This window comes from Azoarcus sp. CIB (genome assembly GCF_001190925.1).
Lineage (GTDB): Bacteria > Pseudomonadota > Gammaproteobacteria > Burkholderiales > Rhodocyclaceae > Aromatoleum.
On the sequence record NZ_CP011072.1, the window covers coordinates 2,804,573 to 2,819,810 of the forward strand.

The following is a 15,238-nucleotide window of genomic DNA, read 5'->3' on the forward strand; positions in this document are numbered from 1 at the left end:
CCTGCCTTGAAATCATTCTGCGGTAGCGCTCAGGCTCTGCAATCGTCCAAAAAGACATACTTTCCTGGGTAACGGGATCCGCTTATTTGGCACCGGTAAAGGAATCAGGCCAGTGCACGCGGGCGATTTCGCCATCACTGCGAAAGGCGTGGCAGCTATTGATCAGCGTTTTCGGATCGCCGACCCGGATCGGCGTCGCGTCACCGCGCGCCGCGTTGCGAATCTGCGCCGCCCACAAGGTCTGCATCGCCGTCGTCGCCAAGGGACCAAGCAGATCGGTCAGATGGGTGCAGCCCAGTCGTCCGCCAAACAGCCTTTTGACCGCGGCAGAAAAACCGGCGGCGATACGCAGGCCAAGCAACTGCCGGTAGGTATCGGAGATGTCCCGGCATTCCGGCGACGGTCCGTGGGCCGTCAGCGGCTCGACCTCGCGGATGATCGAATCCCGATCCACCGTGATGCGCAATCCCATCTGGTGCAAAGGCTCGTTGGCCGCGAGGCGCCCCCCCAAGGGCAGGGGCAATTCAAAGCTGCGGGTGTCAAGCAACTGCGCCTCGATATCCCACAGGCCATCCTCGCGCTCGTAACCTTCGCAAAGAATGCGGCGGCGATGCAGCAGCGCCCTCTTCACCGGCGGACTGAAATCCATCTCTTCTCCCATCCTGCGTCGCTCGCCCGACCCCGCCGGTATCAATAGGATTTCGGCAAACCCAGCGCCCGCTCGGCGATGTGGCACAACACCAGCTCGTGGCTGACCGGACCGATCAGGCCCATGATCGCCTCGCGGTAATAACGCTCGACGTGGAACTCCTTGGCGTAACCGAAACCGCCGTGGGTCCGCACCGCACGAGCCGCGGACTCGAAGTAGGCGTCGCCGCCCAGATACTTCGCCATGTTGGCTTCGAGGCCGCAGGGCTTGCCCTGGTCGTACAGGGTCGCCGCCTTGAACATCATGGTCTCCGCCGCCTGCAGGCGAACCCAGCAATCCGCCAGCGGATGCTGGATACCCTGGTTCATGCCGATCGGCCGGCCGAACACGATGCGTTCCTTGGCGTACTTGGCGGCCTTGTCGATCACCGCCTGGCCGGCGCCGATATTGGTCCCGGCGATCAACACCCGCTCTGGGTTCAGGCCGTGCAGCAAGTACTCGAAGCCCTTCCCCTCCTCGCCGATGCGGTCCTCGATGGGAATTTCCAGACCGTCGATGAAAAGCTCGTTGGAATCGACGGCGTTGCGGCCCATCTTGGGAATTTCCCGCACCGTGATCTTGCTGCGATCCATGTCGGTGTAAAACAGGGTCAAACCATCGGTCGGACGCGGAGAATCCTCGAATTTGGTCGTCCGGGTCACCAGCAGGATCTTGTTGGCGATCTGGGCCGTCGAAATCCATACCTTGGAGCCGTTGACCACGTAGCGGTCGCCCTTGCGCTCGGCGAAGGTCTTGATGTGGGTCGTGTCGAGGCCGACGTTAGGCTCGGTGACGCCGAAGCAGGTGCGGTCCTTGCCCTCGATCAGTGGCGGCAGGAAACGCGCCTTTTGCTCGGGCGTGCCGAACACCACCACCGGATGCGGCCCGAACATGTTGATGTGCACCGCCGACGAGGCGTTGGCGCCAAGCCGCGAGATGCGCTTGATGATGATCGCCGCCTCGGTGATGCCCAGGCCCGCCCCGCCGTATTCCTGGGGCATGGTCACGCCCATCCAGCCGGCCTTGACCAGGTCGTCTACAAACTCCTGCGGAAAACGCTTTTCGTTTTCTGCGCGCAGCCAGTAATTGTCATCGTAGACATCGCAGATTTCGCCGATGGCCGCTTCGATTGCCCGCTGTTCTTCATTCAACGAAAAATCCATTTCGTACTCCTCGATAAGTGGTCTTGTTATTCCAGCAGCGCCGCCGGCACCCGCACCGGCATGTCCAGCAGCATCTGAGCGAAAGCCTTGCCCAACGGATCGCTGCGCGGCGACGCCATGCCGCCGCCGGCCAGCGCGCCCTGCAGCAGGAAGTTGAAGGCGCCGACGCCCGGCACGTCGAAGCGGCTCACCGCCCCTTCGACGAAGTGGCCAAAGTATTCGCGCACCCGCTCCGCGGTGAGTTCCGCGCGCAGCACCCCTATCCATTTCGGATCGCGGGCGATGACGCCGATATTCACGCTGTTGCCCTTGTCGCCGCTGCGCCCGTGGGCGATGCGCAACAGCGGCACTTCCAACGTGGCCACGTCATCCATCGATGGCACAGGCTCGGTGTAGGTTGTGGCGACATGCGCCGTCGTCGTTTCCTGCAACTCGGCGGGAAGCTGGATCGACCAGTGTTCGCCGGCTACCGTTGCGCTTACCTTGAATTCCGTTTTCGGCGCCAGGAAGGAGAACAACTTGACGATGGGCGACGGGCGCGGACGGCCACCGCCGATGCTGGTCATGCCCGGCGCCCAGGAAACTGCACCGGGGGCGATTTCGGCGGCGAACAGTTCCAGTGCGTCGCGATTCGCATGCTCGACCACCAGCCGCAGCACCACCTCGCGGCTGACGGCAATCCGGGAGTGGGGACCGAAAGCGGCTTCGGTGCCGATCACTTCCGAATACACCAGGCGGTAGTCGCCCATCCCGCGCGCTTCGAACATGCGCCGCGTGCGCGCCAGGATGGCTTCCGCCACCCGCTGCGCCTTGCGCTCCGCGCGCCCGCCGATCAGGGTGATGTTGGCGACGCAGCGCCAGCCGTCGGCGTAGGTCGCGGAGACCTTGTAGCAGGGGCCGGGCGCGTAGCCGCGCGCGCCCTCCACCAGTACCCGGTCCGGGCCGTCGCCGTTCATGCGCACGGCCGTGAAATCGCAAATGACATCGGGCAGCAGATAGGCCGCCGGGTCGCCGATCTCGTAGACCATCTGCTCGGCGACGGTGGCCGGCGTGACCAGGCCGCCGGTGCCGGCCGGCTTGGTGACCACGAAGCTGCCGTCGGACCGGCATTCGACGATCGGATAGCCGATGTTGTCCCAGCCCTCCACCGTCTCCCAGTCGGTAAACAACCCGCCGGTGGCCTGCGGGCCGCATTCGATCAAATGCCCGGCCAGGCTGCCGGCGGCGAGCAGGTCGTAGTCCCGCGCCGACCAGCCGAACTCGTGCATCAATGCCGCCAACGGCAGGGCACTATCCACGCAGCGGCCGGTGATCACCACCTGGGCACCGTGCTTCAGGGCCTCGACGATAGGCAAGGCCCCCAGGTAGGCGTTGGCGCTCATCACCTTGGCCGGCAGCGGCTGCCCCGAGTGGAGGTCCCGGACATCCTCGGCGCGGAAATCGTCGACTCTGGAGAGCACATCGTCGCCCTCGACCACTGCGATTCGCAGCGCCAGGCCCTCGGCTTCCGCCAGCCGCTGCAGGGCCTCGGCACAGGCGCGCGGATTGACGCCGCCCGCGTTGCTCAGCACCTTGATGCCGCCGGCCACCACCTCGCGCAACACGCTGCGCATGGCGACATCGACAAAATCCCGAGCATACCCTGCCGCCGGATCCTGCGCCCGCGCACGGGACAGGATCGACATGGTGAGTTCGGCCAGATAGTCGAACGTCAGATAGTCAAGCTTGCCGCTTCTTACCAACTGAGGCGCAGCCTCCGCGCTGTCGCCCCAAAAACCCGAGGCGCCGCCGATGCGCACGATGCGATCCGTCATTGATCCAATCTCCGTGAAATCCAGTTAGGCGCGACCGTCGTCAGCGCAGCAAGGCACAACCGTTGTCCAGAACCTTCACCCCCCGTTCCTTGCTCCTGGCGCGAAACGACAAGGTCTGCCCGTCGCGCCAGCTTTCGAAGACCAGCGTTTCTCCCGGATAGACGGGCGCCGAGAAGCGGGCGCGGACACTCGCGATGCGCGTGGCGTCGTAGTCGCACCAGGTCTTGAGCAGGGCATGGACCGCCAGGCCGTAGCTGCACAGTCCGTGGAGGATGGGACGCTCGAAGCCGGCCCGGCGGGCCAGTTCGGGGTCGGCATGGAGCGGGTTGGTGTCGCCGTTCAGGCGGTACAGCAATGCAGCCTGGGGCAGCGTCGCCAGCTCGGTCGTGCGCTGGGGTTCGCCCTCCGGCACGGCGTGCGCCGGACCGGCTTCACCGTGGGACGCACCGTTGCCACCGTCGCCGCGGCACATCAGGGTCGCGTTCAGCACCGCCAGGGGCTCACCGGTCGCGTCGTCGACGATGTGGCGCTCGGTGCGCAGCAGCGTTCCCTTGTCGCGCCCCTTGTCCAGGATCGCGACGACGCGCTCCCGCGCCCGCACGGTGGCCGCCGTCGGCAGGGGACGCAGCAGCTCCAGCGCCTGTTCCCCATAGACGATCTTGCGGAAGTCGATGCCCGCAGCGGGATCGGTTACGTAGGGGCCGGGATGTCCCAGCACCACGGCCATGCTAGGCACGACCATCAGGTCCTTTTCGTATACATAGCGCAATTGGCCGGCATCGGTCGGATCGCCGCCAAAACCCACGCTGAGGGCGTACAGCAGGGTATCCCGCACCGTATAGGTCTGGACCACATCCCGGAACGGCCATGCGAGCAGACGATCGACGTTCATTCCGAATCCCCTTGCCGCTCAGGCGCTCATGAATCCGCCGCCATCGGCGGAGATCACCTGGCCGGTGATGTAGGACGAAGCCTGGGACAGGAAGAAGCAGATCGGTTGGGCGGCTTCCTCGACGGACGACCAGCGCCCCATCGGGATGCGTGCCAGCAGACCCTCGCGGAATTTTTCTCCGCGCACCGTTTCCGTCATCGCCGTTTCGACCACCCCGAAGCAGATGGCGTTGGAACGGATGTCGTGCTTGGCCCACTCGCGGGCGGCGCTCATGGTGATCCCGAACATTCCCGACTTGGCGGCGCTGTAGTTGATCTGCCCGATCGTCCCCATGCGCCCCGCATCGGAAGATATGTTAACTATGGAACGCCGCGCCGACTGGCCGGCCTTGATCTGCGCCAGGGCGGCGCGACCGAAAGCCTGGACGCAGTAATAGCTGCCAGTGAGATTGACGTCGACGACCTGCCGCCATTGCTCGTCGGTCATTTTCTCGATCATCGCCGGACGGATGATGCCCGCACTGTTGACCAGCCCGTGCAAGGTGCCGAAACGCGCCGCAGCGCGGTCGAAGGCGTCATTGACGAAACCACCGTCAGCGACACTGCCGGCGCAGGTCATCACCCGCTCGGCCGCGTAGTCGCGGGCAGCCGTCCGCAGGAGTTCGTCCTGCAGGTCGATCAGCACGAGGGAGGCGCCCAGCCCGTAGGCCAGGTCCGCGACCGCCTTGCCGATACCCTGGGCGGCACCGGTGACGACGATGGTTTGACCTTCCAGGCTCATTGGATTAATCATGATCGTTCCTGAATGTTGGGTTGCACGGATCGAAGCACATCACCCCCTCGCCAGCTTGGGCGGCGTAGACAGATGGAATCCGTCATAGACGGGCGAGGTGGTTTTCCTCGCCGGCAGGGTGTAATTGGGCGTGGCCATGGCGAAGGCACCGTCGATGCAGATCGTCGCGCCGGAAATGTAGGCGGCGCCCTCGGACAGCAGGAAGACGATGGCTGCCGACACTTCGGCCTCGGTCCCCGTACGCCCCAGCGGCACGTCGTTCTTGAAGCGCAGCAGCCGCTCCTGGATGGCCGGCGGATAGCTATCGACGCCGGACGAGAACACCAGACCCGGCGCAACCGCGTTGACGCGCACGTTGGCGGCACCCCACTCCAGCGCGGCGGTCATGGTGAAATTGACCATTCCGGCCCGGGCCGCGCCGGAATGGGCCATCTCGGGCATGCCGTTCCACATGTCGGCAGCCATATTCACGATCGCGCCGCCATGCTCCTGCATCCACTGCAGATAGCATTCCCGGGCCATCAGGAAGCCGCCAGTGAGGTTGGCGCTGATGACCGCCTCCCAGCCATTTTTCGAGATGCGTTCCAACGGCGTCGCATATTGGCCGCCAGCGTTGTTGACCAGGTGGTCGATACGGCCGAAGCGCTTGATCACGCCGGCGACGAGTTCGCGCACACCCTCCTCGTCGCGGATGTCGCAGGCATAAATCTCGGCATCCGCCCCGCCATCCAACAGTTCGCCGCGGACTTTCTGAAGCTTCTCGGCATCGCGTCCGACAATGGCGACCCTCGCGCCCAAGGACGCCAGTTCATGGGCCGTGCAACGGCCGATGCCGCTGCCGCCGCCGGTGACGATGGCCACCTGCCCGGCAAACAGGCCGGGACGGAAAACCGAACGATATGAATTTGTACTCATCTCTTCCTCCATAATCTGCTTGACGCTGGCATCCGACTGGATGAACCGGTCCGAGATACGACCTGCAACAAGACCTTCGACCCGAGACCATGTTGCCGACAAGTTGCAAGGAACCCGTCGTCGAAAGCGACAATCTTCAACGACCTGTTCATGCACCGCGCCAGACCGGCGGACGCTTTTCCATGAAGGCGGTCACGCCCTCCTTCACGTCATCCGTGCCCTGAGCCAGCGTCAGGTAGTGCTGCAACAGGACGAGCGCACTCTCCAGGGACAGATCCTGGGTTTCGAAAAGGGCCCGCTTGCCCAGCTTGAGCATCAAGGGAGATTTGGCGGCCAGCCGTTGCGACCAGTCGGTCACCGTTTCGGCGAAGCGATCAGCGGCGACCACCCGGTTAACGATGCCGAGTTCCAGCGCCTCCTCGGCGGTCAATTGATCGCCGAGGAAAACCAGCTCCGACACCCGCTTGCGCGGGATGTTGCGCAGCATCAGCGTGGAAATCATGAACGGGAAGACGCCCACGTTGATCTCCGGGGTGCCGACGCGGATGCCTTCCTTGGCGAGCACCAGATCGCAGGCCATCGCCAGCCCCATACCTCCGGCCAGGGCATGGCCGCTCAAGGCGCACAGGATCGGCACCTTGAGCTTCATCATCGCTTCGATGACGCCGGGGAAGCGGCCGTTGCGGGCGTGCTTGTCGAGGAGGCTTTCCTCGGCGGCGAAGCCCTTGAGATTGCCGCCGGCGGAAAAGACCTTGTCATGGGTCGAGGCGAGCACGACGCAGCGCGCCGCCGGCTCGTTCTCGACCCGCGCCAGCGCCGCGAGGAGACCATCGACCAGTTCGTCGTCGATGGCGTTGCGCGACGCCGGCCGGTTGAGCGAAACGGTCACCACCCCGTGGCTGTCCAGGGCGTACAGGACCGCATCGGCGTCAGCCGGGGAAACATGTTGTCCGAGCATCGATGGCCTCCTTCGGCGCTCAGGCCATCGTCAGCCCGCCACTGACGGACAGCGTCTGCCCCGTCACGTAGCCGGCCCGTTCGGAAGCCAGGTAGACCACCGCGGCGGCGATGTCCTCCGGCTCGCCGAGGCGGCCGAGGGGCACGGACTTGACCATGGATTCGAGCAGCTTGGCGTTGGTCGGGTCCACCACCGACTCGAACCCCGGCGTCCGGGTCGGGCCGGGGCACACCGAATTGGCGGTCACGCCCTTGCGCGCCACTTCCCGCGCCAGCGTCTTGGTGAAGGAAATGATCGCGCCCTTGGCGCCGGAATAGACGGCCTCGAAGGAAGATCCCACCCGGGCGGCATCCGAACTGATGCTGATGATCCGCCCCCACTTGCGCTCCAGCATGCCGGGCAGGACCGCATGGATCAGGCGCAAGGTCCCGAGGTAGTTGATATCGACCACTTTCTGCCAAAACGCCTCGTCGGTGGCGGTAAAGGGCTTCAGCTCATCCCAGCCGGCGTTGTTCACCAGCACGTCGACCGCCCCCAGTTCATCCACGGCCCGCTTCAGCGCGGCCTGCACCGACGCCGAATCGGCCACATCGAGCGGCACGAACAAGGCCTTGCCGCCGCCCTTGCGGATCAACTCGACCGTTTCGTTGCCTTCGGGCTCGCGCAGGTCGCCCACCGCGACGGCATGGCCGCTTTCCGCCAGGGCAATTGCAATCGCGCGGCCGATGCCCCGCCCGGATCCACTTACAAACGCTACTTTTTGAGTCATTTCGGTTTTTCCTTTGGTTGATGACATGAGAACCACACCGACGCCAGATTAGGGAGTCGGCGAGTATTTGGAATCGTCCGAAACGACAGAGACGTGCGGCGACGTGTCTATGCCGTCGCCGGAAGGGATATTTCGCGCAAGCGTTCGCAAATGTCGGATCGGACGATGCGCACAAACGAAACGAAAAGGGACACTGCAAGCCAACGAAAACCAGGCAAGACGAGGATAGACAAACGATGTCCACGACCCGAGCATTCGGCATCACCGGTTTTGGCGGCTATATTCCGCGTTTGCGCATGCAACGCGCGGCGATTGCCGCGGCCCACCAATGGATGGCCCCCGGCCTGCGCTCCCAGGCCAAGGGTCGACGGGCCTTTTGCAGTTGGGATGAAGACAGCATCACGCTGGCGGTCGAAGCGGCCCGCGACGCACTGGCGAACCGCCCGCGCGAGGCGATCGCCTCGCTCACCCTGGCTTCGACGACGCTGCCCTTCGCCGACCTGCAGAACAGCACCATCGTGGCCGGCGCCCTGGGGCTGGCGCCGTCGGTGCGCACCCTCGACGTGGGGCACTCGCAGCGCGCCGCCACCAGCGGACTGATCGCCGCCCTGCGCCAGTGCGACGCACCGGCGTTGTTCATCGCGAGCGATCGTCCGCGCGGCAAGCCGGCCAGCAGCCAGGAGATCGGTTTCGGTGCCGGCGCCGCCGCGTTTACGCTCGGCAGTGACGAAGTCATCGCCACCCTGCTCGCCTCCACCAGCCGCACGGCATTGTTCGTCGACCACTTCCGCAGCGAGGGCGCCCGCTACGACTATTACTGGGAAGAGCGCTGGGTCCGCGACGAGGGCTATATGAAGCTGGCCGTCGAGGCGGTAAGGGCCGCGTTGCAGCAAGCCGGGGTTGCGGCGGCCGCTGTCGATCATTTCATCCTGGCGGCGCCGTTCAAGGGCGTCGCTGCGGCGGTCATCAAGAAACTCGGCATCGTTCCGGAAGCGGAGAGCGACAGCCTCGAAACCGACTGCGGCTACAGCGGCGCAGCCCACGGCCTGCTCATGCTCGCCCATGCGCTGGAGCGGGCCAAACCCGGCCAGACCCTGGTTCTGGTCGGCTTCGGCCAGGGTGTCGACGTGCTGGTGCTACGCACCACCGAAGCCCTTGCGTCGTTCGCACCGCGCCGCGGCGTCGGCGGCGCCTTGGCCGACGGACAGAACCACGACGCCTACCTGCGCCTCGCCTCCTATGAAAATGCAATCGAGCTGGAATGGGGCATGCGTGGCGAGAAATCGATCAAGACCGCGCTCACCGAGCAATATCGCTCCGGCGATCAGCTCTCCGGCTTCGTCGCCGGACGCTGCAGCGCTTGCGGCACCATCCAGTTTCCACAATTGCCTTACTGCGTGACCCCCGGCTGCAACGCGCCGCGTGCGAACTTCGATCCGCATCCGCTGTTCGACGAGCCCGCCCAGGTCCTCACCCACACCGGCGACTGGCTCAGCTATCACCCGGCACCACCGCTGTACGTCGGTTTCGTGCAGTTCGAACAGGGCGCGCGCCTGCTCATGGAAATGGTCGATGTCGGCGCTGCCGGTCTGGAAGTGGGCACACCGCTGCGCATGGTGTTCCGCGTCAAGGATATCGACAAGACACGCGGCTATCCGCGCTATTTCTGGAAGGCCACGCCACTTCAGGCTTGAGGAGAGATCATTTCATGGCAACGGGAATCAAGGACAAGGTCGCCATCATCGGCATGGGCTGCTCGAAATTCGGCGAACGCTGGGACGTCGGCCCCTCCGAATTGCTGGCGGAAGCCTTCGAGGAAGCCCTGCTCGATGCGGGCATCGAACGTAAACAGATCGAGGCGGCCTGGTACGGCTCCTGCTCCGATCCGATCAGCGTCGGCAACTCGGCCATCCCCGCCTCGATGGCGCTGCGGCTGGACGGCATTCCGGTGAGCCACATGGAAAACATGTGCGCCACCGGCAGCGAGGTGCTGCGCGCCGCCGCCTATGCGGTGGCCAGCGGCGCGGTGGATTTCGCCCTGGCGATCGGCGCGGAGAAGCTCAAGGACACCGGCTACGGCGGCCTGCCTTTCGTCTACAAGGGAACCTTCAACGACCTGTGGCTTCCCCTGGGCTCGACGCCGGCCGGCTTTGCCCAACTGGCCGCCGGCTACCGGGCCAAGCACGGCACCAGCAAGGAAGATCTGAAGCGGGCGATGGCCCACGTTTCATGGAAAAGCCATCAGAACGGAATGCTCAGTCCGAAGGCCCATCTGCGCAAGGCGGTCAGCATGGAGCAGATCCTCGGCGCCCCCATGATCGCAGACCCGCTCGGCCTCTACGACTGCTGCGGGGTCAGCGACGGCGCCGCGGCAGCGATTGTCACCACCCCCGAAATCGCCCGCGCCCTGGGGCGCAAGGACATGGTCACGATCAAGTCCATCCAGTTGGCGATCGGTTCCGGCGTCGAGTCGGGCACCTCCCAGTGGGACGGCAGCTATGTGCGCACCACCCGGGCGGCGGCGCAAAAAGCCTACGCGGAAGCCGGCATCAAGGACCCTCGCTCGGAACTGAGCCTGATGGAAGTGCACGACTGCTTCTCGATCACCGAACTGTCGACGATGGAGGATCTGTTCGTGTCTCCCGACGGCGGCGCGGTGCACGACATCCTCGACGGCTTTTTCGACCGGGATGGCGGCCTGCCCTGCCAGGTGGACGGCGGGCTCAAGTGCTTCGGCCACCCGATCGCCGCCTCCGGCCTGCGCATGGCCTATGAAATCTACAACCAGTTGCAGGGACGGGCCGGCGAGCGGCAGTTGAGCAATCCGAGCATCGGCCTGACCCACAACCTGGGCGGCGTACCCTATCTCGGCATCGCCGCGATTTCCATTCTCGGCCTGCACGGCGGCAAATGAACCACGCCCTCTCCGCCGATCGCCTGGCCGACATTCTGGCGCCCGGCGCATCCGTGTATGTGCCGGGCGGGATCGCGGTACCCGTCGCTTTTCTCGCCGACTTGCAGAACCGGCCGGAGCGCAGCCGCGATCTGCACATCCTGACCAGCATCGCGCCCGGCATCGACATCCCCTTCGACGTCGATAGACTCCATCCCAGTGCCGTCGTCAGCGGCCTGTTCATGCAGCCGGCGTTGCGCGAGGCGCAACGCGCCGGGCGTTATCGCCTGCTGCCCATGAGCTACGGCGGTTTCGTGCGCCACCTGCAGGACAACGCGAACTTCGACCTGAGCGTGTTCCAGGTCACCCCCCCGGATGCGGCCGGCAATTGCTCCCTCGGACCGTCCGTGGAATTCCTGCCGCTGGCCGTGCGCCAGAGCCGCCAGTTGCTGGCCTTGATCAATCCGCGCCTGCCGCGCATCCCGGGCGCCGCCGCCTTACCTTACGATCGCTTCGATTACGTCTGCGAGATCGACTCGGCGCTGCCCGAGTACCGCACCGACACCGACGAGCCGACCCGCGCCATCGCCCGCCACATCGCGGCGCTGGTGGAGGATGGCAGCACCTTGCAGATGGGACTGGGCAAGGTGCCCACCGCACTGGCCGGCGCCTTGCGCAATCATCGGCGCCTGCGGCTGTTTTCCGGCATGCTCTCCGACGGCATGCGGGAACTCGCCGAGGCCGGAGCGCTGGACCTCGACTTCGCCCATACCGCCTGCGTCGTCGCCGGCAGCCGCGACCTCTACGCCTGGGCCACCGGGTTCGCGCCGCTACGCGTACTCGGCTGCGAAGTGACCCACGATGCACGCACCCTGCTCGCCCAGCACCGCTTCGTCGCGGTCAATTCGGCCCTCGAAGTGGATCTGTTCGGCCAATGCAACCTGGAACACGCCGAAGGCCAGGCGGTCAGCGGTGCCGGCGGCGCCCCGGACTTCGCCCGGGCGGCCCGTCTCGCAGCCAAAGGCAGCAGCATCGTCGCCCTCAACGCCACCTACAAGCGCGGCGCCGCTTCGCGCATCGTGCCCTGCCTGGGGGACCTGTCCATTTCATCGCTGTCCCGCATCGACGTCGACCTGGTGGTCACCGAATTCGGTGTCGCCGATCTGCGCGGCGCCAGCGTCCACCAAAGAGCGCAGGCCCTGATCGGCATCGCCGCGCCGACCTTCCGCGCCACCCTGCAAGAAGCCTGGGATGCCTTCGCGCAGCGTCTCTGAATCGTCGCTTCCGACGGTGAAAGTCTACGGCCCACCGCCCTAAATTGTCGTTTGTCCCGGCCCAAGGTCCGACCCCAACAAGGAGAATCGTTGTGTTTCAGGGAAACAGCATCAAGTTGCAACGGATCGAGGAAGGCTTCGTCGAACTCTGCTTTGACCGGAACGAAGACGCCATCAACAAGTTCGACGAGCGCACCCTCGACGAACTGGCGCAAGCCGTCGCATCGATCGCCGCCGACGGCACGATCACCGGCGTCCTCATCACCAGCGCCAAGAACGTATTCGTGGTCGGCGCCGATATCAACGAATTCGCCGCGGCCTTTCGCCTCTCGGAGACCGACCTGGCGGCGCGCAACCTGAAACTCAATCGGGGCTTCATCGGCCTGGAGGATCTCGCCGTTCCCAGCGTGGCGGCGATCAACGGCATCGCCCTGGGCGGCGGCATGGAACTGACCCTGGCGGCGGCACTGCGGGCAATCTCGGCCGACGCCCTGATCGGCCTGCCGGAAGTCAAGCTGGGCCTGATTCCCGGCCTGGGCGGAACGTTGCGCACGCCACGCATCGCCGGCGCCGATGTCGCGCTGGACCTGATCACCGGCGGCAAGCCGCTCACCGCGCCGGCAGCGCAGGCCGCGGGCCTGGTCGATGCGGTCTGCACTGCGCCGGAACTGCGCGCGACCGCCCTCGGGCTGCTGCGCCAGGCCCGCGACGGCGCCATCGACTGGCGCCAGCGCCAGGCCCGCAAGCGCCTCCTGCCAGCCGATGAAGCGGCCCGGCAACAGGCGGCATTGCAAGCCCGCCGGGGGGACATCGCCGCACGCAGTCCGAAACACCAGCCGGCGGCCCTGGTCGCCCTCGACCTGATGGCGCGGGCGGCGGCACAACCCCGCGATGCCGCGCTGGCCCTGGAAGCCGAAAGTTTCGCCCAAGTGGCGAAAACCCAGGCTGCGGACGCCCTGATCCAGACTTTTCACAATGAACAGGCGCTCAAGAAGCTGTTCCGCCAGCACGGCCGCGACGGCCGCCCTGTCAAGCAGGCAGCGGTGCTCGGCGCCGGCATCATGGGCGGCGGCATTGCCTTCACCAGTGCCCTGCGCGGCATCCCGACCCGCCTGAAAGACCTCGCGCCGGCCCAACTCGATCTCGGCATGGCCGAGGTGGACCGGCAGTTGGCGCGGCAGATCAAGGGCAGCCGGCTCGACCCGGCCCGGGCCAAGACCGTGCGCGACAGTCTCGTCCCGCAGTTGGACGACGCCGGCTTCGATGGCGTGGACATCGTGATCGAAGCCATCGTCGAGCGCCTCGAGACCAAACGCGAAGTGCTGGCGGCCCTGGAACCCCGGCTGCGTGGCGACGCCATCATCGCCAGCAACACCTCGAGCCTGCTGATCGATGACATCGCCCAGGCCCTGGCCCGCCCCGAGAACCTGGTCGGCATGCATTTCTTCAATCCGGTGCCTGCCATGGCCTTGGTCGAAGTCGTACAGGGCAGCCGGACCCGTGCCGAGACAGTATCCACGGCCGTGGCCTATGCCGTCGCGATGGGCAAGACGCCGATCGTGGTCAAGGATTGTCCGGGCTTCCTGGTCAACCGGATACTGACCCCCTACGTCATCGCCTTTCTGCAACTGCTGGCCGAAGGGGCCGATTTCGCCCAGGTGGACCGGGTGATGGAAGCTTTCGGCTGGCCGATGGGACCGGCTTGGCTGCAGGATGTGATCGGCATGGACACCGGCGCCCACGTCTGGCAGGTGATCAGCGCCGGCTATCCGCAGCGCATGGCCCTGCCGGAGCATGACGCGGTGCGCCTGATGGTGGCGCACAAGCGCTATGGCCAGAAGAACGGCGCTGGCTTCTACCGCTACGACGCGGACGCCGCCGGCAAACCGCGCAAATCCGTAAGCGATGAAACCTATGCGCTGCTGGCGACGATCCAGCCCACCACTCCCCGCGCCTTCTCCGACACCGAAATCGTCGAACGCTTGATGCTGCCGATGATCGTCGAGGCCGCCCACGCCCTGGCCGACGGCGTGGTGGCAAGCGCCGCCGAACTGGACATGGCCCTGCTGCTCGGCCTCGGCTTTCCGGCCTACCTCGGCGGCCCGTTGAAATACGCGGACTGGCTCGGCCTCGACCATGTGGTTCGCCAGTGCGATCACTACGCGACGCTCGGCCGCCACTATGAATCCACCGGGCAGATGCGCGCACTGGCCGCCGCCCGGCAGAAATTCCATCCCGCCTGACGCCCGTGGCGGATCAGGCCCCCACCCGAAAGGATTTCCCATGAAACTCGATTCCACTCTATCGGCCGTCGTCACCGGCGGCGCCTCCGGACTCGGCGCCGCCGTGGCCCGCCGGCTCGCCGCACAAGGCGTCAAAGTCGCGTTGTTCGATCTCAACGAGACCCTCGGCGAAGCCTTGGCACGGGAAATCGGCGGCCTCTTCTGCACGGTCAACGTCACCGACGAGGCACAAGTCGATACCGCCTTCGCCAAAGCCCGCGCAGCCCACGGGCAGGAACGCATCCTGGTCAACTGCGCCGGCATCGGTGGTGCGGCGAAGACCGCCAGTCGGGACAAGGCCAGTGGCGAGACCCGGCACTTTCCGCTGGATCTCTTCGAACGGGTTATCCAGGTCAACCTGATCGGCGCTTTCCGCTGCATCGCCAAGGCGTCCGCCGGCATGCTCACGTTGCCCCCGCTCGAGGACGGCGAGCGCGGCGTCATCGTCAACACCTCCTCGGTCGCGGCCCAGGACGGGCAGATCGGCCAGGCCGCCTATGCAGCCTCGAAGGCCGCCATCGTCGGCATCACCCTGCCGGTCGCGCGCGACCTGATGAACGACGGCATTCGCATCAATACCATCATGCCGGGGATTTTCGACACCCCGCTGCTACAAGGCACCCCCGACAACGTGAGGGAGGCCCTGGCCGCTTCGGTCCCCTTCCCCAAACGCTTCGGCCGCCCCGACGAATTCGCCGCGGTCGCCGAGACCATGATCACCACCACCTACTTCAACGGCGAATCCGTTCGTCTCGACGGTGCGATCCGCATGTCGCCCCGCTGAATCGGCGTTTCGCT

At 65.7% G+C, this 15,238-nt stretch carries 13 protein-coding genes; 5 read left to right on the forward strand and 8 right to left on the reverse strand.

The features are described 5' to 3' along the window. Window positions 1-82: 82 nt before the first annotated feature. The 8 genes from AzCIB_RS12360 to AzCIB_RS12395 form a co-directional block, all read right to left on the reverse strand. Complete coding sequence (locus tag AzCIB_RS12360) at window positions 83-649, reverse strand: DUF2889 domain-containing protein (protein ID WP_050416168.1); 567 nt, start codon at window positions 647-649, stop codon at window positions 83-85. Window positions 650-690: 41 nt separating this feature from the next. Continuing rightward, entirely contained in the window at window positions 691-1,851 is a 1,161-nt protein-coding gene (locus AzCIB_RS12365; RefSeq protein ID WP_050416169.1) for an acyl-CoA dehydrogenase family protein, read from the reverse strand. A gap of 26 nt (window positions 1,852-1,877) precedes the next feature. Then, window positions 1,878-3,665 carry an acyclic terpene utilization AtuA family protein gene (locus AzCIB_RS12370; protein ID WP_050416170.1) on the reverse strand — a complete coding sequence of 596 codons (1,788 nt, stop codon included), beginning with the start codon at window positions 3,663-3,665 and terminating at the stop codon, window positions 1,878-1,880. 40 nt (window positions 3,666-3,705) lie between these two features. Beyond that, on the reverse strand, window positions 3,706-4,557 hold the full coding sequence (locus tag AzCIB_RS12375) for a MaoC/PaaZ C-terminal domain-containing protein (protein WP_050416171.1): 852 nt from the start codon (window positions 4,555-4,557) through the stop codon (window positions 3,706-3,708). A gap of 18 nt (window positions 4,558-4,575) precedes the next feature. Continuing rightward, complete coding sequence (locus AzCIB_RS12380; protein WP_050416172.1) at window positions 4,576-5,349, reverse strand: SDR family NAD(P)-dependent oxidoreductase; 774 nt, start codon at window positions 5,347-5,349, stop codon at window positions 4,576-4,578. A 39-nt stretch (window positions 5,350-5,388) separates the two neighbouring features. Continuing rightward, a complete protein-coding gene (locus AzCIB_RS12385) occupies window positions 5,389-6,276 on the reverse strand; it encodes an SDR family oxidoreductase (RefSeq protein WP_232299213.1) in 888 nt (295 codons plus the stop codon). Between the two features lie 136 nt (window positions 6,277-6,412). Then, a complete protein-coding gene (locus AzCIB_RS12390) occupies window positions 6,413-7,222 on the reverse strand; it encodes an enoyl-CoA hydratase/isomerase family protein (protein ID WP_050416173.1) in 810 nt (269 codons plus the stop codon). Window positions 7,223-7,241: 19 nt separating this feature from the next. After that, complete coding sequence (locus tag AzCIB_RS12395; RefSeq protein ID WP_232299214.1) at window positions 7,242-8,018, reverse strand: SDR family NAD(P)-dependent oxidoreductase; 777 nt, start codon at window positions 8,016-8,018, stop codon at window positions 7,242-7,244. 209 nt (window positions 8,019-8,227) lie between these two features. Here AzCIB_RS12395 and AzCIB_RS12400 point away from each other — a divergent pair, with 209 nt between their 5' ends. The 5 genes from AzCIB_RS12400 (at window position 8,228) to AzCIB_RS12420 (ending at window position 15,224) form a co-directional block, all read left to right on the forward strand. Next, window positions 8,228-9,685 (forward strand): 3-oxoacyl-[acyl-carrier-protein] synthase III C-terminal domain-containing protein, encoded by a 1,458-nt coding sequence (locus tag AzCIB_RS12400; RefSeq protein WP_050416175.1) that lies wholly within the window; start codon window positions 8,228-8,230, stop codon window positions 9,683-9,685. Window positions 9,686-9,699: 14 nt separating this feature from the next. Beyond that, window positions 9,700-10,905 (forward strand): acetyl-CoA acetyltransferase, encoded by a 1,206-nt coding sequence (locus AzCIB_RS12405; RefSeq protein WP_050416176.1) that lies wholly within the window; start codon window positions 9,700-9,702, stop codon window positions 10,903-10,905. After that, window positions 10,902-12,158 carry an acetyl-CoA hydrolase/transferase family protein gene (locus AzCIB_RS12410; RefSeq protein WP_050416177.1) on the forward strand — a complete coding sequence of 419 codons (1,257 nt, stop codon included), beginning with the start codon at window positions 10,902-10,904 and terminating at the stop codon, window positions 12,156-12,158. Before AzCIB_RS12405 ends, AzCIB_RS12410 begins: the two co-directional genes overlap by 4 nt. Window positions 12,159-12,250: 92 nt before the next feature. Next, window positions 12,251-14,401, forward strand: coding sequence for a fatty acid oxidation complex subunit alpha FadB (fadB, locus tag AzCIB_RS12415; protein WP_050416178.1), 2,151 nt, complete (start codon window positions 12,251-12,253; stop codon window positions 14,399-14,401). A gap of 40 nt (window positions 14,402-14,441) precedes the next feature. Beyond that, the gene (locus tag AzCIB_RS12420; RefSeq protein ID WP_050416179.1) at window positions 14,442-15,224 is read left to right on the forward strand and encodes an SDR family NAD(P)-dependent oxidoreductase; all 783 of its coding nucleotides are present in this window, start codon (window positions 14,442-14,444) and stop codon (window positions 15,222-15,224) included. Window positions 15,225-15,238: the final 14 nt, after the last annotated feature.

What these genes read in the sequence shown, in the direction of transcription:
- AzCIB_RS12360 (WP_050416168.1), bottom strand. Translation starts at nt 649, where the DNA reads ATGGATTTCAGTCCGCCGGTGAAGAGGGCGCTGCTGCATCGCCGCCGC.
- AzCIB_RS12365 (WP_050416169.1), bottom strand. Translation starts at nt 1,851, where the DNA reads ATGGATTTTTCGTTGAATGAAGAACAGCGGGCAATCGAAGCGGCCATC.
- AzCIB_RS12370 (WP_050416170.1), bottom strand. Translation starts at nt 3,665, where the DNA reads ATGACGGATCGCATCGTGCGCATCGGCGGCGCCTCGGGTTTTTGGGGC.
- AzCIB_RS12375 (WP_050416171.1), bottom strand. Translation starts at nt 4,557, where the DNA reads ATGAACGTCGATCGTCTGCTCGCATGGCCGTTCCGGGATGTGGTCCAG.
- AzCIB_RS12380 (WP_050416172.1), bottom strand. Translation starts at nt 5,349, where the DNA reads ATGATTAATCCAATGAGCCTGGAAGGTCAAACCATCGTCGTCACCGGT.
- AzCIB_RS12385 (WP_232299213.1), bottom strand. Translation starts at nt 6,276, where the DNA reads ATGGAGGAAGAGATGAGTACAAATTCATATCGTTCGGTTTTCCGTCCC.
- AzCIB_RS12390 (WP_050416173.1), bottom strand. Translation starts at nt 7,222, where the DNA reads ATGCTCGGACAACATGTTTCCCCGGCTGACGCCGATGCGGTCCTGTAC.
- AzCIB_RS12395 (WP_232299214.1), bottom strand. Translation starts at nt 8,018, where the DNA reads ATGTCATCAACCAAAGGAAAAACCGAAATGACTCAAAAAGTAGCGTTT.
- AzCIB_RS12400 (WP_050416175.1), top strand. Translation starts at nt 8,228, where the DNA reads ATGTCCACGACCCGAGCATTCGGCATCACCGGTTTTGGCGGCTATATT.
- AzCIB_RS12405 (WP_050416176.1), top strand. Translation starts at nt 9,700, where the DNA reads ATGGCAACGGGAATCAAGGACAAGGTCGCCATCATCGGCATGGGCTGC.
- AzCIB_RS12410 (WP_050416177.1), top strand. Translation starts at nt 10,902, where the DNA reads ATGAACCACGCCCTCTCCGCCGATCGCCTGGCCGACATTCTGGCGCCC.
- AzCIB_RS12420 (WP_050416179.1), top strand. Translation starts at nt 14,442, where the DNA reads ATGAAACTCGATTCCACTCTATCGGCCGTCGTCACCGGCGGCGCCTCC.